We start from the raw sequence: 14,708 nt of genomic DNA on the forward strand, positions 1-14,708 counted from the left end.
CCCCGATGAACGCCAGCCTGCCGCCCGAGCCGGGCATCCGTGTCAGCCTCGCCGACCTGATCGAGATGCGCCATCGCGTGCGTGAAGTGCAATTGTTTTCCACGCCGAGCCAGCGCAGCCCGCTGATCGGCCTGCACCACTCCAAACTGCGCGGACGTGGCGTCGACTTCGATCAGGTGCGGGTCTATCAGGCCGGCGACGATGTGCGCACCATTGACTGGCGCGTGACGGCCCGTACCCAGGAACCCCACACCAAGCTGTTCCACGAAGAACGTGAGCGACCGATCTTCATCATGGTCGAACAAAGCCGCCGGCTGTTTTTCGGCTCGGGCCTGATGTTCAAGTCGGTGCTCGCCGCCCAAGCCGCAAGCCTGATCGGTTGGGCCGCCCTGGGGCACAACGACCGGGTCGGCGGGCTGGTGTATGGCGACAACGAGCACTACGAAATCAAGCCTCGGCGCAGCAAACAAAGCCTGCTGCAGTTGCTCAACCGGCTGGTGCGGGTCAATCAGTCGCTCAACAGCGAAAGCGAGCCGGACCGCGACGCCTTTGGCATTGCCCTGCGCCGCGCCCGGGAAGTGTCGCGCCCTGGCAGCCTGGTGATCGTGATCTGTGACGAACGCGCCCTTTCGGACAGCGCAGAGCAACAGCTGAGCCTGTTATCGCGCCACTGCGACCTGTTGCTGCTGCCGTTGTCCGATCCGCTGGACCATGCCCTTCCCGCCGCCGGCCTGTTACGTTTCGCCGAACGCGGCGCGCAACTGGAGCTCGACACGCTGAATTTCGACCTGCGCCAGACTTACCGGGCCCAGGCCGAAGCACGTATCGCTCGCTGGGAACTGCTCGCGCAGAAGCTACGGGTGCTGATGATGCCGTTGAGCACCCAGAGCGAGATGGTCGAGCAACTGCGCGAATACCTGAACCCACAGAAACCGGGGAAAGGCCGATGAGCAGCCTTGATCAACTGCAACCGCTGATATCCCCGCCACCGGTGGAATTCTGGCCTCCGGCACCGGGTTGGTGGCTGCTGCTCCTCGTGGTGCCGCTGATCGCTCTGGGCCTGTGGAAGCTGCGTCGCTTCATTCCGCAAAAACGCCCCGTGGTACGTGCCGAACAGCCGCTTGACCCGGTACGCCTTGCAGCCCTGGCCGAGCTGGCACTGATGCCCAAGCCTTATGACGGTGCGCCGGCCGGTGCCTGGCTGCAGCAACTCAACGGCCTGCTCAAGCGTCTGTGCCGCAACCACTATCCCTACAGTCAGAGCCATACTCTCAACGGCCGCAAATGGCTGGCGTTCCTCGACAATCGCTGCCCGGCGGCCGGCCTGACCCGCTGGATGGTGCTCGTGGAAGGCGCCTACAAACCCGAATGCAAACTCGACGACAAGGCCATAGCCGGCCTGACCCAAGCCGTCGATACGTGGATTCGCAAACATGTTTGAATTCGCCTGGCCGTGGATTTTTGCCCTTGCGCCGCTGCCGTGGCTGATGCGCATCGTATTGCCGGTGGCCGACAGTGGTGAACCGGCACTCAAGGTCAGCTTCCTCAGCGATCTGGAAGGCCTCGCCGGGCGACGCGCCCGGGCCAACCTGCCAGCCTGGCGCCAGCAGGCACCGTTCATTCTGCTGTGGCTGTTGCTGCTGGTCGCGGCGGCTCGCCCGCAGTGGCTCGGCGAACCCCTGCCGATTGCCGCCAGCGGCCGTGACCTGCTGGTGGCAGTGGACGTTTCCGGGTCCATGGATTTCCCTGACATGCAATGGCAGGACGAAGACATCAGTCGCCTGTCACTGGTCCAGCATCTGCTCGGAGACTTTCTCGAAAGCCGCGAAGGTGACCGGGTCGGGCTGATCCTGTTCGGCAGCCAGGCCTACCTGCAGGCACCGCTGACCTTCGACCGCCACACCGTGCGCGTCTGGCTCGATGAGGCGCGCATCGGCATCGCCGGCAAAAACACCGCCATCGGCGATGCCATCGGTTTGGCCCTCAAACGCCTGCGTTTGCGTCCGGCCACCAGCCGCGTGCTGATTCTGGTGACCGACGGCGCCAACAATGGTGGTGAAATCGACCCGCTCACCGCTGCGCGACTCGCCGCCAAGGAAGGCGTGAAAATCTACCCGATCGGCATCGGCGCCGATCCGGAGCAAAGTGGCACGGTCGGCTTTCTCGGCGTCAATCCGAGCCTGGACCTGGACGAACCGTCCCTCAAGGCCATCGCCGAGGCCACGGGTGGCCAGTATTTCCGTGCTCGCGACGGCAAAGAGCTGCAGGCAATCAAGGACACCCTGGACCAACTGGAGCCCGTGGCCCAGCAACCCACCCAGGCCCGCCCGACCCAAGCGCTGTACCACTGGCCACTGGCCCTGGCGCTGTGGTTGAGCATGCTCCTGGTGGCCCCCGTGCTCTGGCCGGACAACCCCTTGCAACGCCTGTTTACCAAGGATCTGTTCTTGCAAACCCAACTGCTGCCTGACTGGCGCCAGCGTCTCAAACGCTTGCGCCTGCGGAGGCGTCGATGAGTGCGCTGTGGCCGTACTGGTTCCGCCCCTGGTGGCTGCTGTTGCTGCCGGTGCTTGGCTGGTTGCTCTGGCAACTCTGGCACCGCAAGAAGCGCGCCGGGCGCTGGCAAATGATTCTGCCACCGGCCTTTCACGCCGCACTGCTCAGTGGCGGCAGTGGCCGTGACAGTAAACTGCCCTGGATCGCCCTCGGTCTCGCGTGGCTGTTAACCGTGCTCGCCCTGCTCGGTCCGGGCTGGCAGCGTGTCGAGCAGACCAGTCAAAAGCCCGCCGACCCGCTGGTGGTGGTGCTCGAGCTGACCCCGGAAATGCTCGCCACCGACGTGATGCCCAACCGGCTTGAACAGGCTCGACGCAAGTTGTTCGATCTGCTGCAGATTCGCAGCGACGCGCAAACCGCCATCGTCGTCTACGCCGGCAGTGCCCACACGCTGGTACCGCTGTCGGATGATCTGTCCACCAGCCGCAATCTGCTGGACGCACTGAAACCGTCGTTGATGCCAGAGGCCGGGCATCGCGCCGATCTGGCGGTGCTCAAGGCCCTGGCGCTGCTCGAACAAGCGGCGCTGGGCGACGGCCGGGTCCTGCTGATCGGTTCGTCCTTGACCGAACAGGAACGGCTGGGCATCCGTCATGCGCTCAACGGCAAATCGACTCAATTTCTGATGCTTGGCATCGGCACCGCCGAAGGCTCGCCCATCACCCAGGAGGACGGCAGTTTCCTCAAGGATGAACAAGGGGCCATTCTCGTGCCGCGCCTGGACGAGCCCGGCTTGAAGGGTTTTGCCAACGACCTGGATGGACGCTTTCGCCAGGCACGCCTGGACGACAGTGACCTGCATGCCCTTGGCCTGTTCGACGGCCCACGCCACCTGCGCAACGACGGTCAGACCCTGCGCCTGGACACCTGGGCCGATCAAGGTTACTGGCTGCTGCTACCGCTGCTGTTGCTGGCAGCCTGCGCGGGGCGTCGCGGCTGGCTGCTATGCCTGCCGCTGCTATTGGCGCTGCCTCAACCGAGCTACGCCTTCGACCTCGTCGACCTGTGGTTGCGTCCCGACCAACAAGGCGTGCACCTGCTCAAGCAAAAGCGCCCGGCCGAAGCCGCCCGGCGCTTCGAAGACCACCAGTGGCAAGGCGTGGCGCTCTATGAAGCCGCAGACTATGCCCGCGCCGCCGAGCGGTTCGCAGAAGGCAACGATGCCCACGCCCACTACAATCGAGGCAATGCCCTGGCCAAAAGCGGTGAGCTGGAGGCGGCCCTGGACGCGTACGAACAGGCTCTGGAACGTCAACCGGATTTGCGCCCGGCGCTGACCAACAAAGCGCTGGTGGAAGAGCTGCTCAAGCAGAAAAACAGCCCGTCCGCCCCGGAACCGGACCCTTCCAGCGACGAACCCCAGGCCATGCAACAACAGACGCCACCGGGCGTCTCATCGCAGTCTTCGGACAGCGGCGAGCCGCAGGCGCAGGAACCGCCGGCCGACTCCAACACCGCGCAACCGCCGGTGTCACCGCCCAGACCGGGTGCCAATGAAGTGCCCGGCAGCGAGTTGGGTGACGAACAGCACACCACGCCGCCCTTGCGCCCTGCCACCGACAGTATCGAAGGTGAACAGCGTCAGGCACTGGAGCAGTGGTTGCGGCAGATCCCGGATGACCCCGGCGAGCTGCTGCGGCGAAAATTCTGGTACGAACAGCAACAACATCAGGATCAGGAAAAAACTCGATGACCCGCTTCACCGTTTTATTGCTCGCGCTGTTGCATGGTCTGTTGTTCTGCTCTGTCCAGGCGCAGGCTGCAGAGCTGGCCGCCAGTGTGGACCGCAGTCGCCTGAGCTCAGGCGAGACGGTCGAGCTGACCCTGGAGTCCACCGACGTGACTCAGTTCGGCAAACCCGACCTGACACCGCTGGAGCCGTTGTTCGAAGTGCGCGGCACCCGCCAGGTCAACCAGTTGAACACCCTCAGCGGTGAAAACCAGGCCGCCACGCGCTGGATCATCACCCTCCTGCCGCGGCAAAACGGCAGCGTCGTGATCCCGCCACTGCAACTGGGCGAACTGCAGAGCCAGCCGATCACCCTGCAAGTGGTCGAGAGCGAAACACCAGACAACCCGAACAAACGCGCCCCGGTGTTCATCGATGCCAGCCTCGATCAAACCAGCGTGTACGTTCAGGCCCAGGCAGTCCTGACCCTGCGCATCTACCACTCGGTGTCGCTGTACGACGACAGCAGCCTGCCACCCTTGCAGATACCTGACGCACGCATCGAACAATTGGGCGACTCACGCACCTACGAAAAAGACATCGATGGCCTGCGCCACGGTGTGATCGAAATGCGCTACGCGATCTACCCGCAACACAGTGGCGAACTGATCATTCCGGCACAGATCTTCAACGCTGCGCTGGTCGATGCGCAACCGACACAGGACACCACCCAAGGGCCGAAAACCGGCAAGCAGATGCGCGTCACCTCGACCGAACTGCTGTTGACGGTCAAGGCCAAGCCCATCACCTGGCCGGCCGATGCGCCCTGGTTGCCTGCCCGCAGCCTGACCCTGAGCGAAAGCTGGAACCCGGAGCCGGACCACGCCCAGGTCGGCGATTCACTGACCCGCAGCCTGACGGTGACGGCCGAAGGCTTATCCAGCACCCAACTGCCACCGCTGCCCGGCACCGATGTCGGCGGGCTGCGCCGCTACCCGGATCAACCGGTACTCGGCAACCAGAACAGCGAACGCGGCCTGGTCGGCAGCCGTGAAGACCGCGAGGCCCTGGTGCCGACACGGACCGGCGCCATCGAGCTGCCCACCGTCGACGTGATCTGGTGGAACACTTTCGAAGACCATCTGGAACACAGCAGCCTGCCTGCCCGCACGCTGCATGTGGCGGCCAATCCGAGCCTGGTGGTCGACACCCCGGCCGGCGCGTCTGCGGTCGAAGCCGGCGCAGACAGCGAAGCCCTGTGGCGCTGGAAGCTCAGCACCCTGTTCCTGGCCTGCACCACCCTGCTCGGCTTCGGCCTCTGGTGGCGTGGCCGCTGGCAACCGGCGGTGGCGCGCACTGCCCAAACCGGCCCGAGCCCGCGCACCGTACTCGACGACCTCAAGCGCGCCTGCCTGGCCAACGATTCCCACGCCACCCGCCAGGCCCTCGACGCCTGGGCCCGGCAACAACCGGAAACCCTGGCCGACATGGCCGCCCGCTTCGTGCCCCTGTCCAACGCCCTCGACGGCTTGAACGGCGCGCTCTACAGCGAAACCGGCCAGTACTGGCAAGGCGACGAATTGTGGCGGGCGATCAAGGCGATTCCGCTGGCCGAACGGGTGCAGGATCCGGTTGGTGACAGTGGGTTGCCGCCGCTTTATCCGAAGTGATTGTTTTAAGCTTTAGAGATGAAACTCAGCATCCAGATGAATAGCGTGTAAAAAAGCGCAATCGTGAGAAACCACGATCAATGCCCCTTGGTATTGATCAAGCATCTGCTCCAGCGCGATTCTACTGGGCAGATCCAAATGGTTATCCGGTTCGTCCAGCAACAGCAATTGCGGTGGCCGCTGTGCATACAACTGCGCAGCGAGCGCTATTTTCAGGCGTTCGCCGCCACTCAACTGGCAGGTCTTGAGCATCGCACGATCTGCATCTATCCCCATCTGCGCCAGGCGGGTCCGCGCCTCGGCCTCAGGCAACTCAGGATTGCTTTCATAGAGCCATTGCACCGCCGTGCGTTCGGGGTGCTGCAACCCGGCGTGTTGATCCAGCCAGCCGACATGGCAGCTACGGATGAGTTCGCCTTCGCACACCGGCAGTTGGCCGGCGATCACTCGCAACAACGTCGACTTACCGCTGCCGTTGGCGCCCAAAATCGCCATGCGCATAGGCCCGGTCAGCGTCAGATTGATCGGTGCTGCGTAACCGTACGGGAGAATGACGTCGTTGAGTTGCACAACCAGCTTGCCATTGGGCACTACGCTTTCCGGAGACAGCATCATGCGTTGAATGTCGGGCGCACACCGCGCCCTGGCCTCGGCGATTCGTTGTTGCTGCTGTTCCCGGGCCAACTGCTGGTTCAGGCGCAACTTGCCCTGGCTGTTTTCGCTGCGTTCTTTCTGGGCGTTGGTGATGAGTTTGGTCTGGTTACCATCGCGAGCCTGACGGTCGCCACGGGCATTACGTCGCTGCTGACGCTCCATCTGTATGACCATCTCGCGTTGCTCGCGTTTGGCCTGCGCCCGCTCACCTTGCAATGTCGACTGGAACGCCTGCTGCTCCTGCTCGCGCGCCGCCGCATACTGACTGAAGTTGCCGCCATAAGCCGCCAGCCCCAATGGCGACAGCTCGACGATTTCGTCCATGTGCTCCAAAAGCCCTCGGTCGTGACTGATCAACACCAGGCCGCTCGGCCAGCGATCGATCTGCTGCGCGAGCTTGTGTTGCTGATCCCTATCGAGGTGGTTGCTGGGTTCATCGAGAATGAGCCAGTCGGCTCTGGAGAGCCACGCCCCCAGTAGTGCCACCCGCTGTCGCTCGCCACCACTGAGTGCGTCGGTACGGGAGTCGGCGTTCAAATGACCCAGCCCGATCTGCGCAAGCTGCGCCTCAAGACGAGTGGCACAGTCCCATTGGTCGACCGCCAGCGCATGGTCGTTATCGTCGACGCTGCCTTGGGCAATGCGATCCAGCGCCGCCAGAATAGGGGCGACCCCGGCCAGCGCGGCAACGCTGGGATAGCGCTCCGGTTCCAGTAACTGCGCAACGGTGTAAACCCGCCCTTCGCGACGGACGATGCCGCTGGTGGGCTGTTGCTCCCCCGTCAGGAGCCGGCCAAGCAAGGACTTGCCACAGCCATTGGCGCCGACGATCCCCGTGGCCTTGGGACTGAAGGTGTGGTTCAAGTGATCGAGCAACACGCGCCCGTCGGGCAGGTTGAAGGACACTTGATCAAGCTGAAGTAACCGTTGAGTCATGACACTTCCTTATGCAATCGGCCCGATAGGCACTGAACCACTCCCTGATGGTGCGCAACAGCACCTGCCCACATTTGAAAATGACCTTCGAACAGCATGCCGGCCCTGATCGACGTCGAAAGATTTTGTGTCACCATCAACACCAGATGTTCCGAGGGCCAATGTACCTCGACCAAGCAGGCCCCTCTACCTACAACAAGATCAAAAGATCGCAGCCTGCGGCAGCTCCTACATGGGACATGCGCATAACCTGTAGGAACTGTCGCAGGCTGCTTTTTTTTGCCTTCTGCATTCCCGTCCTTTTACCAGTAAACTCTCCCCCCTTTCGCCGCCTTCATTCTTCACGCGGCCATCACCTATTTTTGTACCGGAGTTCGCCTTGCGCTTGTTTCACACCTCCGACTGGCACCTGGGGCAAAACCTGCACGGCCAGGATCGCGATTTCGAACATGGCTGTTTTCTTGACTGGCTGTTGCGCCAGCTGAAACTGGATCAGCCGGATGTGCTGTTGATCGCCGGCGATATCTTCGACACGGTCAATCCGCCGGTCAAAGCCCAGGAGCGGCTCTACGACTTCATCGTCAGCGCCCACGAGCAGCAGCCGTCGCTGACCATCGTGATGATTGCCGGCAACCACGATTCCGGTTCACGGATCGAACTGCCCGCGCCATTGATGCGCCGCTTGCGCACCCATGCGCTCGGCCGTGTGCTGTGGCTGGATGACGGGCAGCTGGATGCCGAGCGCCTGTTGCTACCCTTGCCTGACGCCAGTGGTGCGATCGCCGCCTGGTGCCTGGCGCTGCCGTTCCTGCGCCCGGCGGAAGTCACCGGCGCGCATTTGGGCGACAACTATCTGCGCGGGATCGGTCAGGTTCACGAATGGCTGATCGAAGCGGCCAACGTCAAGCGCACGCCAGGCCAGGCACTGATCGCCATCAGCCACGCGCACATGGCGGGCGGCTCGGTGTCGGAAGACTCCGAGCGCAGCCTGATCATCGGCAATGCCGAAGCCCTGCCCGCCAGCCTATTCGGGCCGAGCATCAGCTACGTTGCCCTGGGCCACCTGCACAAACCGCAGAAGGTCAACGGCGAGGACCGCATCCGCTACAGCGGCTCGCCGATTCCGCTGTCATTCTCCGAGATCAGCTATCAGCACCAGATTCTCGACATCAAGCTCGACGGCGAAACCCTGGTGAGCGTCGAGCCGAAACTGATTCCCCGCGCGGTCAACCTGCAACGCATCGGTCCGGCCCCCTTGAGCGAGATCCTGCTGCAACTGGCGGACCTGCCGAACATCGACCTGTTGGCCGACATCCAGCGCCAACCCTGGCTTGAGGTGCGGGTGCGCCTCGATGAACCGCAGCCCGACCTGCGCAATCAAGTGGAAACCGCCCTGCAAGGCAAGGCCGTGCGCCTGGTGCGCATTGCCGCCGAGTACGCCGGCAATGGCGGCCGTGATGGTGCCGATGAAGGCAGCACGCTGATCGAGCTGGACCAGCTCACGCCCCAGGAGCTGTTCAGCCGCGCCTGGCAGGACAACTACGGCAGCGAGGTCGACGAGCAGACCCTCAAGGACTTTGCCGAGCTGTTGCAAGACGTGCAGATGGAGAGCGAACAGCCATGAAAATTCTCGCGATCCGCCTGAAAAACCTCGCCTCCCTGGCCGGCCCCTTTGAAATCGACTTCACCGCCGAACCCCTGGCCAGTGCCGGGTTGTTCGCCATCACCGGCCCCACCGGCGCCGGTAAAAGTACGTTGCTCGATGCGTTGTGCCTGGCGCTGTTTGGCGCCGTACCACGCCTGAACAACACCGGTCGCGACGCGAAAGTGCCGGACGCCGACGGCGAAATCGGCACCGGCGACCCACGCACCCTGTTGCGTCGCGGCACGGGTGAAGGCTACGCGGAAGTGGATTTCGTCGGAGTCGACGGCCGCCGTTACCGCGCCCGCTGGGAAGCCAATCGCGCCCGGGACAAGGCCGCCGGCAAACTGCAGGCCAGCCGCCAGAGCTTGCGTGACATCGATCAGGACCAGTTGCTGGCCAGCCAGAAAGGCGAATACAAGGCTCAGCTCGAAGCCGCGCTGGGGCTGAACTTCGAACAGTTCACCCGCGCCGTGCTGCTCGCGCAAAGCGAGTTCAGCGCGTTCCTCAAGGCCGACGACAACGACCGCAGCGAACTGCTGGAGAAACTCACCGACACGGCGCTCTACACCCGCCTCGGTCGTCGCGCCTTCGACAAGACCAAGGAGGCTCGCGAGGTTCACAAACTGCTGCAGGATCAAGCCAGCGGAGTGACGCCGCTGGCGCCGCAGGCCCGTGCGGAACTGGATGAGCGCTTCAATGCCGCGCAGCAACAGCTGAAGTTGCAGCAGGCGCAACTCAAACAGCTTGAGCAGCAGCACACCTGGCTCAAGGAGCTGCGTCAGTTGCAGGACACTCAACTCGCAGCGACCGAGCAACTTCACAGTGCTCAACAGCAGTGGGAAGGTTTGACCGGCGAACGCTTGAAGCTCACACGGCTGGAACAACTCGGCCCACAACGGCACCAGTTCGCCCGCAAAACCGAACTCGATGCACTGCTGACGCCACTGGCCGCACAGGTTGCTACCCATACCCGGCAGCAACACGAGCTGACTGAACGCCAGACGTTGCTGGAGCAGAACCTCTCTGCCACACAAATCGCCCTGAGCGAAGCCCAGCAACGACAAACCGACAATGCTCCGCTACTGCGTCAGGCCTTCGAGGAACAAAGCACCCTCGCCCGCCTGGCCAAGGACACTGCCCTCAGCGCCGACGCGAAGCACAACGCAGAACAAGCCTGCATCCAGGGCCAAAGCGCCATTCAAGCCTTGTTGGAAAAGCAGAATCAGGTTGCCGAACGTTTGCAGCGTATCGCCACCGAGCTTGAGCAAAGCGGCCATCTGGCCCCGCTCAGCGACGCGTGGAATGCCTACCGGGATCGCCTGCAACAGTTGATGTTGATCGGCAACCGCTTGAACAAAGGCCAGGCCGAGCTGGCGACCCTCGAACAAAACGCCACCCGCTACGGCGAAGAACTCGCCTTGCAAAAACAGCAACTTGAAGTGCTGTTCAAAGAGGCCGGCGCGGAGCCGGACGCCGTGGCCGAGCAGATCGGCATCCTCGGCAACCTGTTGCAGGACAACCGTAAACAGCTGCGCGCCATCGAAGACCTGACGCGGCTGTGGGCCAGCCAGCAGGAACTGGACAAGCGCGGCGCCGAACTGCAACAACGTCAGCTCGCCGCGCAACAGGAACGTGAGCGCCTGACTCAGGACGGGGTGAAAACCAAAGCCGAACTGACGGTCGCCGAACAAACCTTCAACGTCACCCGGGAACTGCTGGAACGCCAACGTCTGGCCCGCAGTGCGAGTGTCGAAGAGTTGCGCACGCAGTTGCAGGACGACCAGCCGTGCCCGGTCTGCGGCAGTCACGAGCATCCTTACCATCAGCCCGAAGCGCTGCTGCAAAGCCTCGGTCGCCACGACGAAAACGAACAGGCCCACGCGCAGCAAGCGGTCGACCAGCTCAAGGAAAAGCTCACCGAATTGCGCGCCGAGGTGGTGGGCGTCATCGCTCAGCAAAAGGAGTTGCTGCAACAACAGGAGCAACTGGACGCCCAGCAACAAGCCTTGGCTCCGAGTCTCGACGCTCACCCACTGGCCGCACAGCTTCTGGATCAGGACGCCGAAAAGCGCGACGCCTGGCTGACCCGACAGAACGATCAGTTGAACCAGAGCATCGCTCAGGACGAACAACGTCAGCGCGCCCTGCTCACCCTGCAGCAGGACGCCGCGCGCTTGACCCAGCAATTGCGCCATGCCGAAACCGCGCATCAGCAAGCGGCCCAGCACCTGAGCAACCAGCAGCGCGAACTGGGCAGCGACCGTCAACGGCTCGACGAGGAACTCGCCGCATTCGGCAGTCTCCTGCCGGCCGAAACCCTCGATGCGCTACGGATGGAGCCTGCTGCAACGTTCATGCAGCTGGATCGGCAGATCGCCGAACGCCTCACACAGCTCGATCAGCAGAAAGAAGAACTTGCCGAGCAGCAACAGCGTCAACAAACGCTAGAGAAAGAACAGGATCGCCAGCAAACCCGCGTGCAACAACTGCAAATCGCCGAGCAGCAATTCAGTGCACTGGCCGAACAGCAACGGGCTTGCCAGCACCAACTTGCACAACTGCTGGGCGAGCACAGCAGCGCCGAGCAGTGGCAGAAAGGGCTGGAAAACGCTGTAGAGCAAGCACGCAATGCCCAGGCAACAACGGCGCAGGAGCTGCAGCAGGTACGTACGCAACGGGTGCAGATCGCCGCCGAACTCAAGGCACAGCAGGAGCGTTTGCAAGCGCTGGAAAACGAAGATCGCGATCTCACCGACAAAATCGCCGACTGGCGCGGCCGTCATCCTGAGCTGGATGACGGTGGCCTCGAAGATCTGCTGCGGATCGACGATACGCAGGTCAGCGAACTGCGCCAACGCTTGCAACACAACGAAAAAGCCATCGAACAGGCCAAGGTGCTGCTGCAGGAGCGTGATCAGCGCTTGCTCGACCATCAAGCCCAGCACAACGGCCATCTCGATGCCGAGCAACTCGCCACCGCCCTCACCGACCTGCAAAATCAGTTCGCCGTCAGCGAGCAACACTGCGCCGAACTGCGCGCCGAGCAGGTCGAGGACCAGCGCCGGCAGAACGCCAATCAGGCCCTGGCCCAACAGATTGCCGACGCCTACAACGAGTATCAACGCTGGGCACGCCTGAATGCGTTGATCGGTTCCGCCACCGGCGACACCTTCCGCAAGATCGCCCAGGCCTACAACCTCGACCTGCTGGTGCATCACGCCAACGTGCAATTGCGCCAACTGGTGCGCCGCTATCGCCTCAAGCGCGGCGGCAGCATGCTCGGGTTGCTGGTGATGGACACCGAAATGGGTGACGAACTGCGTTCGGTGCATTCGCTGTCCGGTGGCGAGACCTTCCTGGTATCGCTGGCACTGGCCCTCGGCCTGGCTTCGATGGCATCGAGCACGCTGAAAATCGAGTCGCTGTTCATCGACGAAGGCTTCGGCAGCCTCGATCCGGAGTCCCTGCAACTGGCCATGGACGCCCTCGACGGCTTGCAGGCTCAGGGCCGCAAGGTCGCGGTGATATCCCACGTACAGGAAATGCATGAACGGATTCCGGTGCAGATTCAGGTCCGCCGTCAGGGCAACGGCCTGAGTACCCTGGAGGTGAAATGAACACGCTGTATTCCTTCCGCCGCTGCCCGTACGCCATGCGCGCACGCATGGCCCTGCGTTATTCGGCAGTGGCCGTGGACATCGTCGAAGTCAGCCTGAAGGCCAAGCCCGCCGAGATGCTCGCGCTGTCGGGCAAAGGCACGGTGCCGGTGCTGAGCGCCGACGGCCGGGTGATCGACGAAAGCCTCGACATCATGCGCTGGGCGCTGGCACAGAACGATCCGCAAGACTGGTTGCTCAAGGAAGATCCTGATGCAGCGGCACAGATCGCCCCGCTGATCGACCATAACGATCAGGTGTTCAAGGTGCACTTGAACCGCTACAAGTACGCCGAGCGTTATCCCGAGCAGCCGATGGAGGCGTATCGCGCCGAGGGCGAGGTGTTTTTGCAAAGGCTGGATGAGTTGCTGGAGGGACGCGACTATTTGCTGGCCGACCATCCAAGCCTGGCCGACGTGGCGCTGATGCCCTTCGTGCGCCAGTTCGCCCACGTCGACCGTGAATGGTTTGCGCAGACGCCGTATCGGCGGTTGCAGGACTGGTTGCAGCGGTTTCTGGAGTCTGAACTGTTTACCAGTGTGATGCGCAAGTAAGCACACCGACACTGTGGCGAGGGAGCTTGCTCCCGCTGGGCTGCGAAGCAGCCCCAAATCCATTGCACTCAATTCTTCAGGTAAACCAAATCAACCGGTTGACGACTGCTGCGCAGCCGAGCGGGAGCAAGCTCCCTCGCCACAAAGGGTTCAGTGACCAGCAGAGTTCAAGCCAACACCTCACACATCCCGATCGCCGAGCAATCGACCTGGAACGGGCCGAAAACCACCCCTTCGCTCCTGATCGGCGGATTGCCAGCCAGCATACCCTGCGCGTTGGCATTTTCGATGTTGCGGGCAATGTTGTGATTGGCTTCGATGGCGCGCGCCACCGAGCCCGCCGAGCCCTGTCCGATCCCCAGCAGGGAGGATCCGTTGGTCATGAACGCCAGGAAGGCGATAACCCAAAGTCTGTGCCCTTTCATGCGCCGGCGACTCCTGCGAGTTCAGCCTGATCAACGCTGGCGTTTTGCGCACGGTGGTCAAACTGGATGCCGGGATGAGCGACCTGGATCGGCGCTTCGAAGGTGGATTGTGACTGGGATGACAGGCTGACCAACAGCACCATGGCAAGGTACAGGCCGATCGCTACATAAGCGCCGTGTTTGGCAGAAGTGAGAATTGCGCTGGCCATGATGTTCTCCGCAGGCATGTTGCAATGCCCACAGAATCGATCAAAAAAGCCTGGGTCACCACTCAGGGTTATCCATAGTGATCATCAGCTTCGTTGATCATCAAGCCAGACTATTTCAGTCTTCAATAAAACTCATCAAGCGCTCGCGCGCAGTATCCGGTTCACCGGAAACAGCGTCGGATGCCGACAAAATAGGGGTGGAATAGAGAAACAGAAGAACCAATGCCAGACGCGTCACCATGCTGCCGATCCTTGCCGTGAGGAGGAGTCAAAAAATCAGCGTCAATTTAAACGTATGGCTATGTGATATCAAGCGCGACATTGATAGCAAACTGATGCTGTCGCAAATGCGTTATGCAGGAGCGACATCACTCTGATCGTTTTCAACGATCATCAGTGACTTCGCTCCTGCATAAAGGCAGGGGGGAAAGTTCAGGCTTGGGTCTTGTGATCCAGCGCGGCGTAGAAGTTGGCGCTCTGTTGCAGGTATTTCTGGGTGTAGCTCTGGGTGTGGGCTTTTTTGTCGCTGATTTCAACGTTGGCACTGGCTGGCAGCGCAACGGTGGCAGAAATGGCGGAAGCGGCGATAACAGAGAAGATGTTGAAGTTCATGGCGGTATTCCTCGGATTCAGTTGGCTTGCTTGCCCGGTGGGGCCGTGAAGCAAACTTAACCCTCGAGGGTTCATGCCTTGAAATGCTTTGTAGCAGTACCAGATATCAGCGCCATTGATAA

At 62.2% G+C, this 14,708-nt stretch carries 13 protein-coding genes; 8 read left to right on the plus strand and 5 right to left on the minus strand.

Features of this window, described 5'->3' with window-relative positions; all coding sequences use genetic code 11:
* Positions 1-5: 5 nt before the first annotated feature.
* The 5 genes from CD175_RS07400 to CD175_RS07420 are packed head-to-tail and all read left to right on the plus strand — an operon-like array spanning position 6 to position 5,895.
* Complete coding sequence (locus tag CD175_RS07400; protein ID WP_007979925.1) at positions 6-950, plus strand: DUF58 domain-containing protein; 945 nt, start codon at positions 6-8, stop codon at positions 948-950.
* Complete coding sequence (locus CD175_RS07405; protein ID WP_104448340.1) at positions 947-1,441, plus strand: DUF4381 domain-containing protein; 495 nt, start codon at positions 947-949, stop codon at positions 1,439-1,441. Before CD175_RS07400 ends, CD175_RS07405 begins: the two co-directional genes overlap by 4 nt.
* A complete protein-coding gene (locus CD175_RS07410; RefSeq protein WP_104448341.1) occupies positions 1,434-2,516 on the plus strand; it encodes a vWA domain-containing protein in 1,083 nt (360 codons plus the stop codon). Before CD175_RS07405 ends, CD175_RS07410 begins: the two co-directional genes overlap by 8 nt.
* Complete coding sequence (locus CD175_RS07415) at positions 2,513-4,249, plus strand: VWA domain-containing protein (protein ID WP_104448342.1); 1,737 nt, start codon at positions 2,513-2,515, stop codon at positions 4,247-4,249. Before CD175_RS07410 ends, CD175_RS07415 begins: the two co-directional genes overlap by 4 nt.
* Entirely contained in the window at positions 4,246-5,895 is a 1,650-nt protein-coding gene (locus tag CD175_RS07420) for a BatD family protein (RefSeq protein WP_104448343.1), read from the plus strand. The genes CD175_RS07415 and CD175_RS07420 overlap by 4 nt, the downstream gene beginning before the upstream one ends.
* Positions 5,896-5,907: 12 nt before the next feature.
* Here CD175_RS07420 and CD175_RS07425 read toward each other — a convergent pair whose 3' ends face one another.
* Entirely contained in the window at positions 5,908-7,485 is a 1,578-nt protein-coding gene (locus CD175_RS07425) for an ATP-binding cassette domain-containing protein (protein ID WP_104448344.1), read from the minus strand.
* 379 nt (positions 7,486-7,864) lie between these two features.
* Here CD175_RS07425 and CD175_RS07430 point away from each other — a divergent pair, with 379 nt between their 5' ends.
* From CD175_RS07430 to CD175_RS07440, 3 genes are read left to right on the plus strand one after another with little or no spacing between them, the layout of a single operon-like run.
* Positions 7,865-9,109, plus strand: coding sequence for an exonuclease SbcCD subunit D C-terminal domain-containing protein (locus CD175_RS07430; RefSeq protein ID WP_104448345.1), 1,245 nt, complete (start codon positions 7,865-7,867; stop codon positions 9,107-9,109).
* Entirely contained in the window at positions 9,106-12,747 is a 3,642-nt protein-coding gene (locus CD175_RS07435; protein WP_104448346.1) for an AAA family ATPase, read from the plus strand. Before CD175_RS07430 ends, CD175_RS07435 begins: the two co-directional genes overlap by 4 nt.
* The gene (locus tag CD175_RS07440) at positions 12,744-13,340 is read left to right on the plus strand and encodes a glutathione S-transferase (protein WP_104448347.1); all 597 of its coding nucleotides are present in this window, start codon (positions 12,744-12,746) and stop codon (positions 13,338-13,340) included. The genes CD175_RS07435 and CD175_RS07440 overlap by 4 nt, the downstream gene beginning before the upstream one ends.
* A gap of 167 nt (positions 13,341-13,507) precedes the next feature.
* On the opposite strand, the gene CD175_RS07450 is transcribed toward CD175_RS07440, so the two are convergent.
* From CD175_RS07450 to CD175_RS07460, 4 genes are all read right to left on the minus strand, one after another.
* Entirely contained in the window at positions 13,508-13,765 is a 258-nt protein-coding gene (locus CD175_RS07450) for a hypothetical protein (protein WP_104448348.1), read from the minus strand.
* Positions 13,762-13,974, minus strand: a complete 213-nt coding sequence (locus tag CD175_RS07455; protein WP_104448349.1) for a hypothetical protein — start codon at positions 13,972-13,974, stop codon at positions 13,762-13,764. The genes CD175_RS07450 and CD175_RS07455 overlap by 4 nt, the downstream gene beginning before the upstream one ends.
* Before the next feature lie 115 nt (positions 13,975-14,089).
* Positions 14,090-14,215, minus strand: coding sequence for a hypothetical protein (locus tag CD175_RS31870; RefSeq protein ID WP_276309726.1), 126 nt, complete (start codon positions 14,213-14,215; stop codon positions 14,090-14,092).
* Between the two features lie 191 nt (positions 14,216-14,406).
* Complete coding sequence (locus tag CD175_RS07460; RefSeq protein WP_007979950.1) at positions 14,407-14,586, minus strand: hypothetical protein; 180 nt, start codon at positions 14,584-14,586, stop codon at positions 14,407-14,409.
* Between the last annotated feature and the right edge of the window lie 122 nt (positions 14,587-14,708).

Origin of the sequence: Pseudomonas laurylsulfatiphila (assembly GCF_002934665.1) — a bacterium.
Lineage (GTDB): Bacteria > Pseudomonadota > Gammaproteobacteria > Pseudomonadales > Pseudomonadaceae > Aquipseudomonas > Aquipseudomonas laurylsulfatiphila.

What these genes read in the sequence shown, in the direction of transcription:
- CD175_RS07400 (WP_007979925.1), top strand. Translation starts at nt 6, where the DNA reads ATGAACGCCAGCCTGCCGCCCGAGCCGGGCATCCGTGTCAGCCTCGCC.
- CD175_RS07405 (WP_104448340.1), top strand. Translation starts at nt 947, where the DNA reads ATGAGCAGCCTTGATCAACTGCAACCGCTGATATCCCCGCCACCGGTG.
- CD175_RS07410 (WP_104448341.1), top strand. Translation starts at nt 1,434, where the DNA reads ATGTTTGAATTCGCCTGGCCGTGGATTTTTGCCCTTGCGCCGCTGCCG.
- CD175_RS07415 (WP_104448342.1), top strand. Translation starts at nt 2,513, where the DNA reads ATGAGTGCGCTGTGGCCGTACTGGTTCCGCCCCTGGTGGCTGCTGTTG.
- CD175_RS07420 (WP_104448343.1), top strand. Translation starts at nt 4,246, where the DNA reads ATGACCCGCTTCACCGTTTTATTGCTCGCGCTGTTGCATGGTCTGTTG.
- CD175_RS07425 (WP_104448344.1), bottom strand. Translation starts at nt 7,485, where the DNA reads ATGACTCAACGGTTACTTCAGCTTGATCAAGTGTCCTTCAACCTGCCC.
- CD175_RS07435 (WP_104448346.1), top strand. Translation starts at nt 9,106, where the DNA reads ATGAAAATTCTCGCGATCCGCCTGAAAAACCTCGCCTCCCTGGCCGGC.
- CD175_RS07440 (WP_104448347.1), top strand. Translation starts at nt 12,744, where the DNA reads ATGAACACGCTGTATTCCTTCCGCCGCTGCCCGTACGCCATGCGCGCA.
- CD175_RS07450 (WP_104448348.1), bottom strand. Translation starts at nt 13,765, where the DNA reads ATGAAAGGGCACAGACTTTGGGTTATCGCCTTCCTGGCGTTCATGACC.
- CD175_RS07455 (WP_104448349.1), bottom strand. Translation starts at nt 13,974, where the DNA reads ATGGCCAGCGCAATTCTCACTTCTGCCAAACACGGCGCTTATGTAGCG.
- CD175_RS31870 (WP_276309726.1), bottom strand. Translation starts at nt 14,215, where the DNA reads ATGGTGACGCGTCTGGCATTGGTTCTTCTGTTTCTCTATTCCACCCCT.
- CD175_RS07460 (WP_007979950.1), bottom strand. Translation starts at nt 14,586, where the DNA reads ATGAACTTCAACATCTTCTCTGTTATCGCCGCTTCCGCCATTTCTGCC.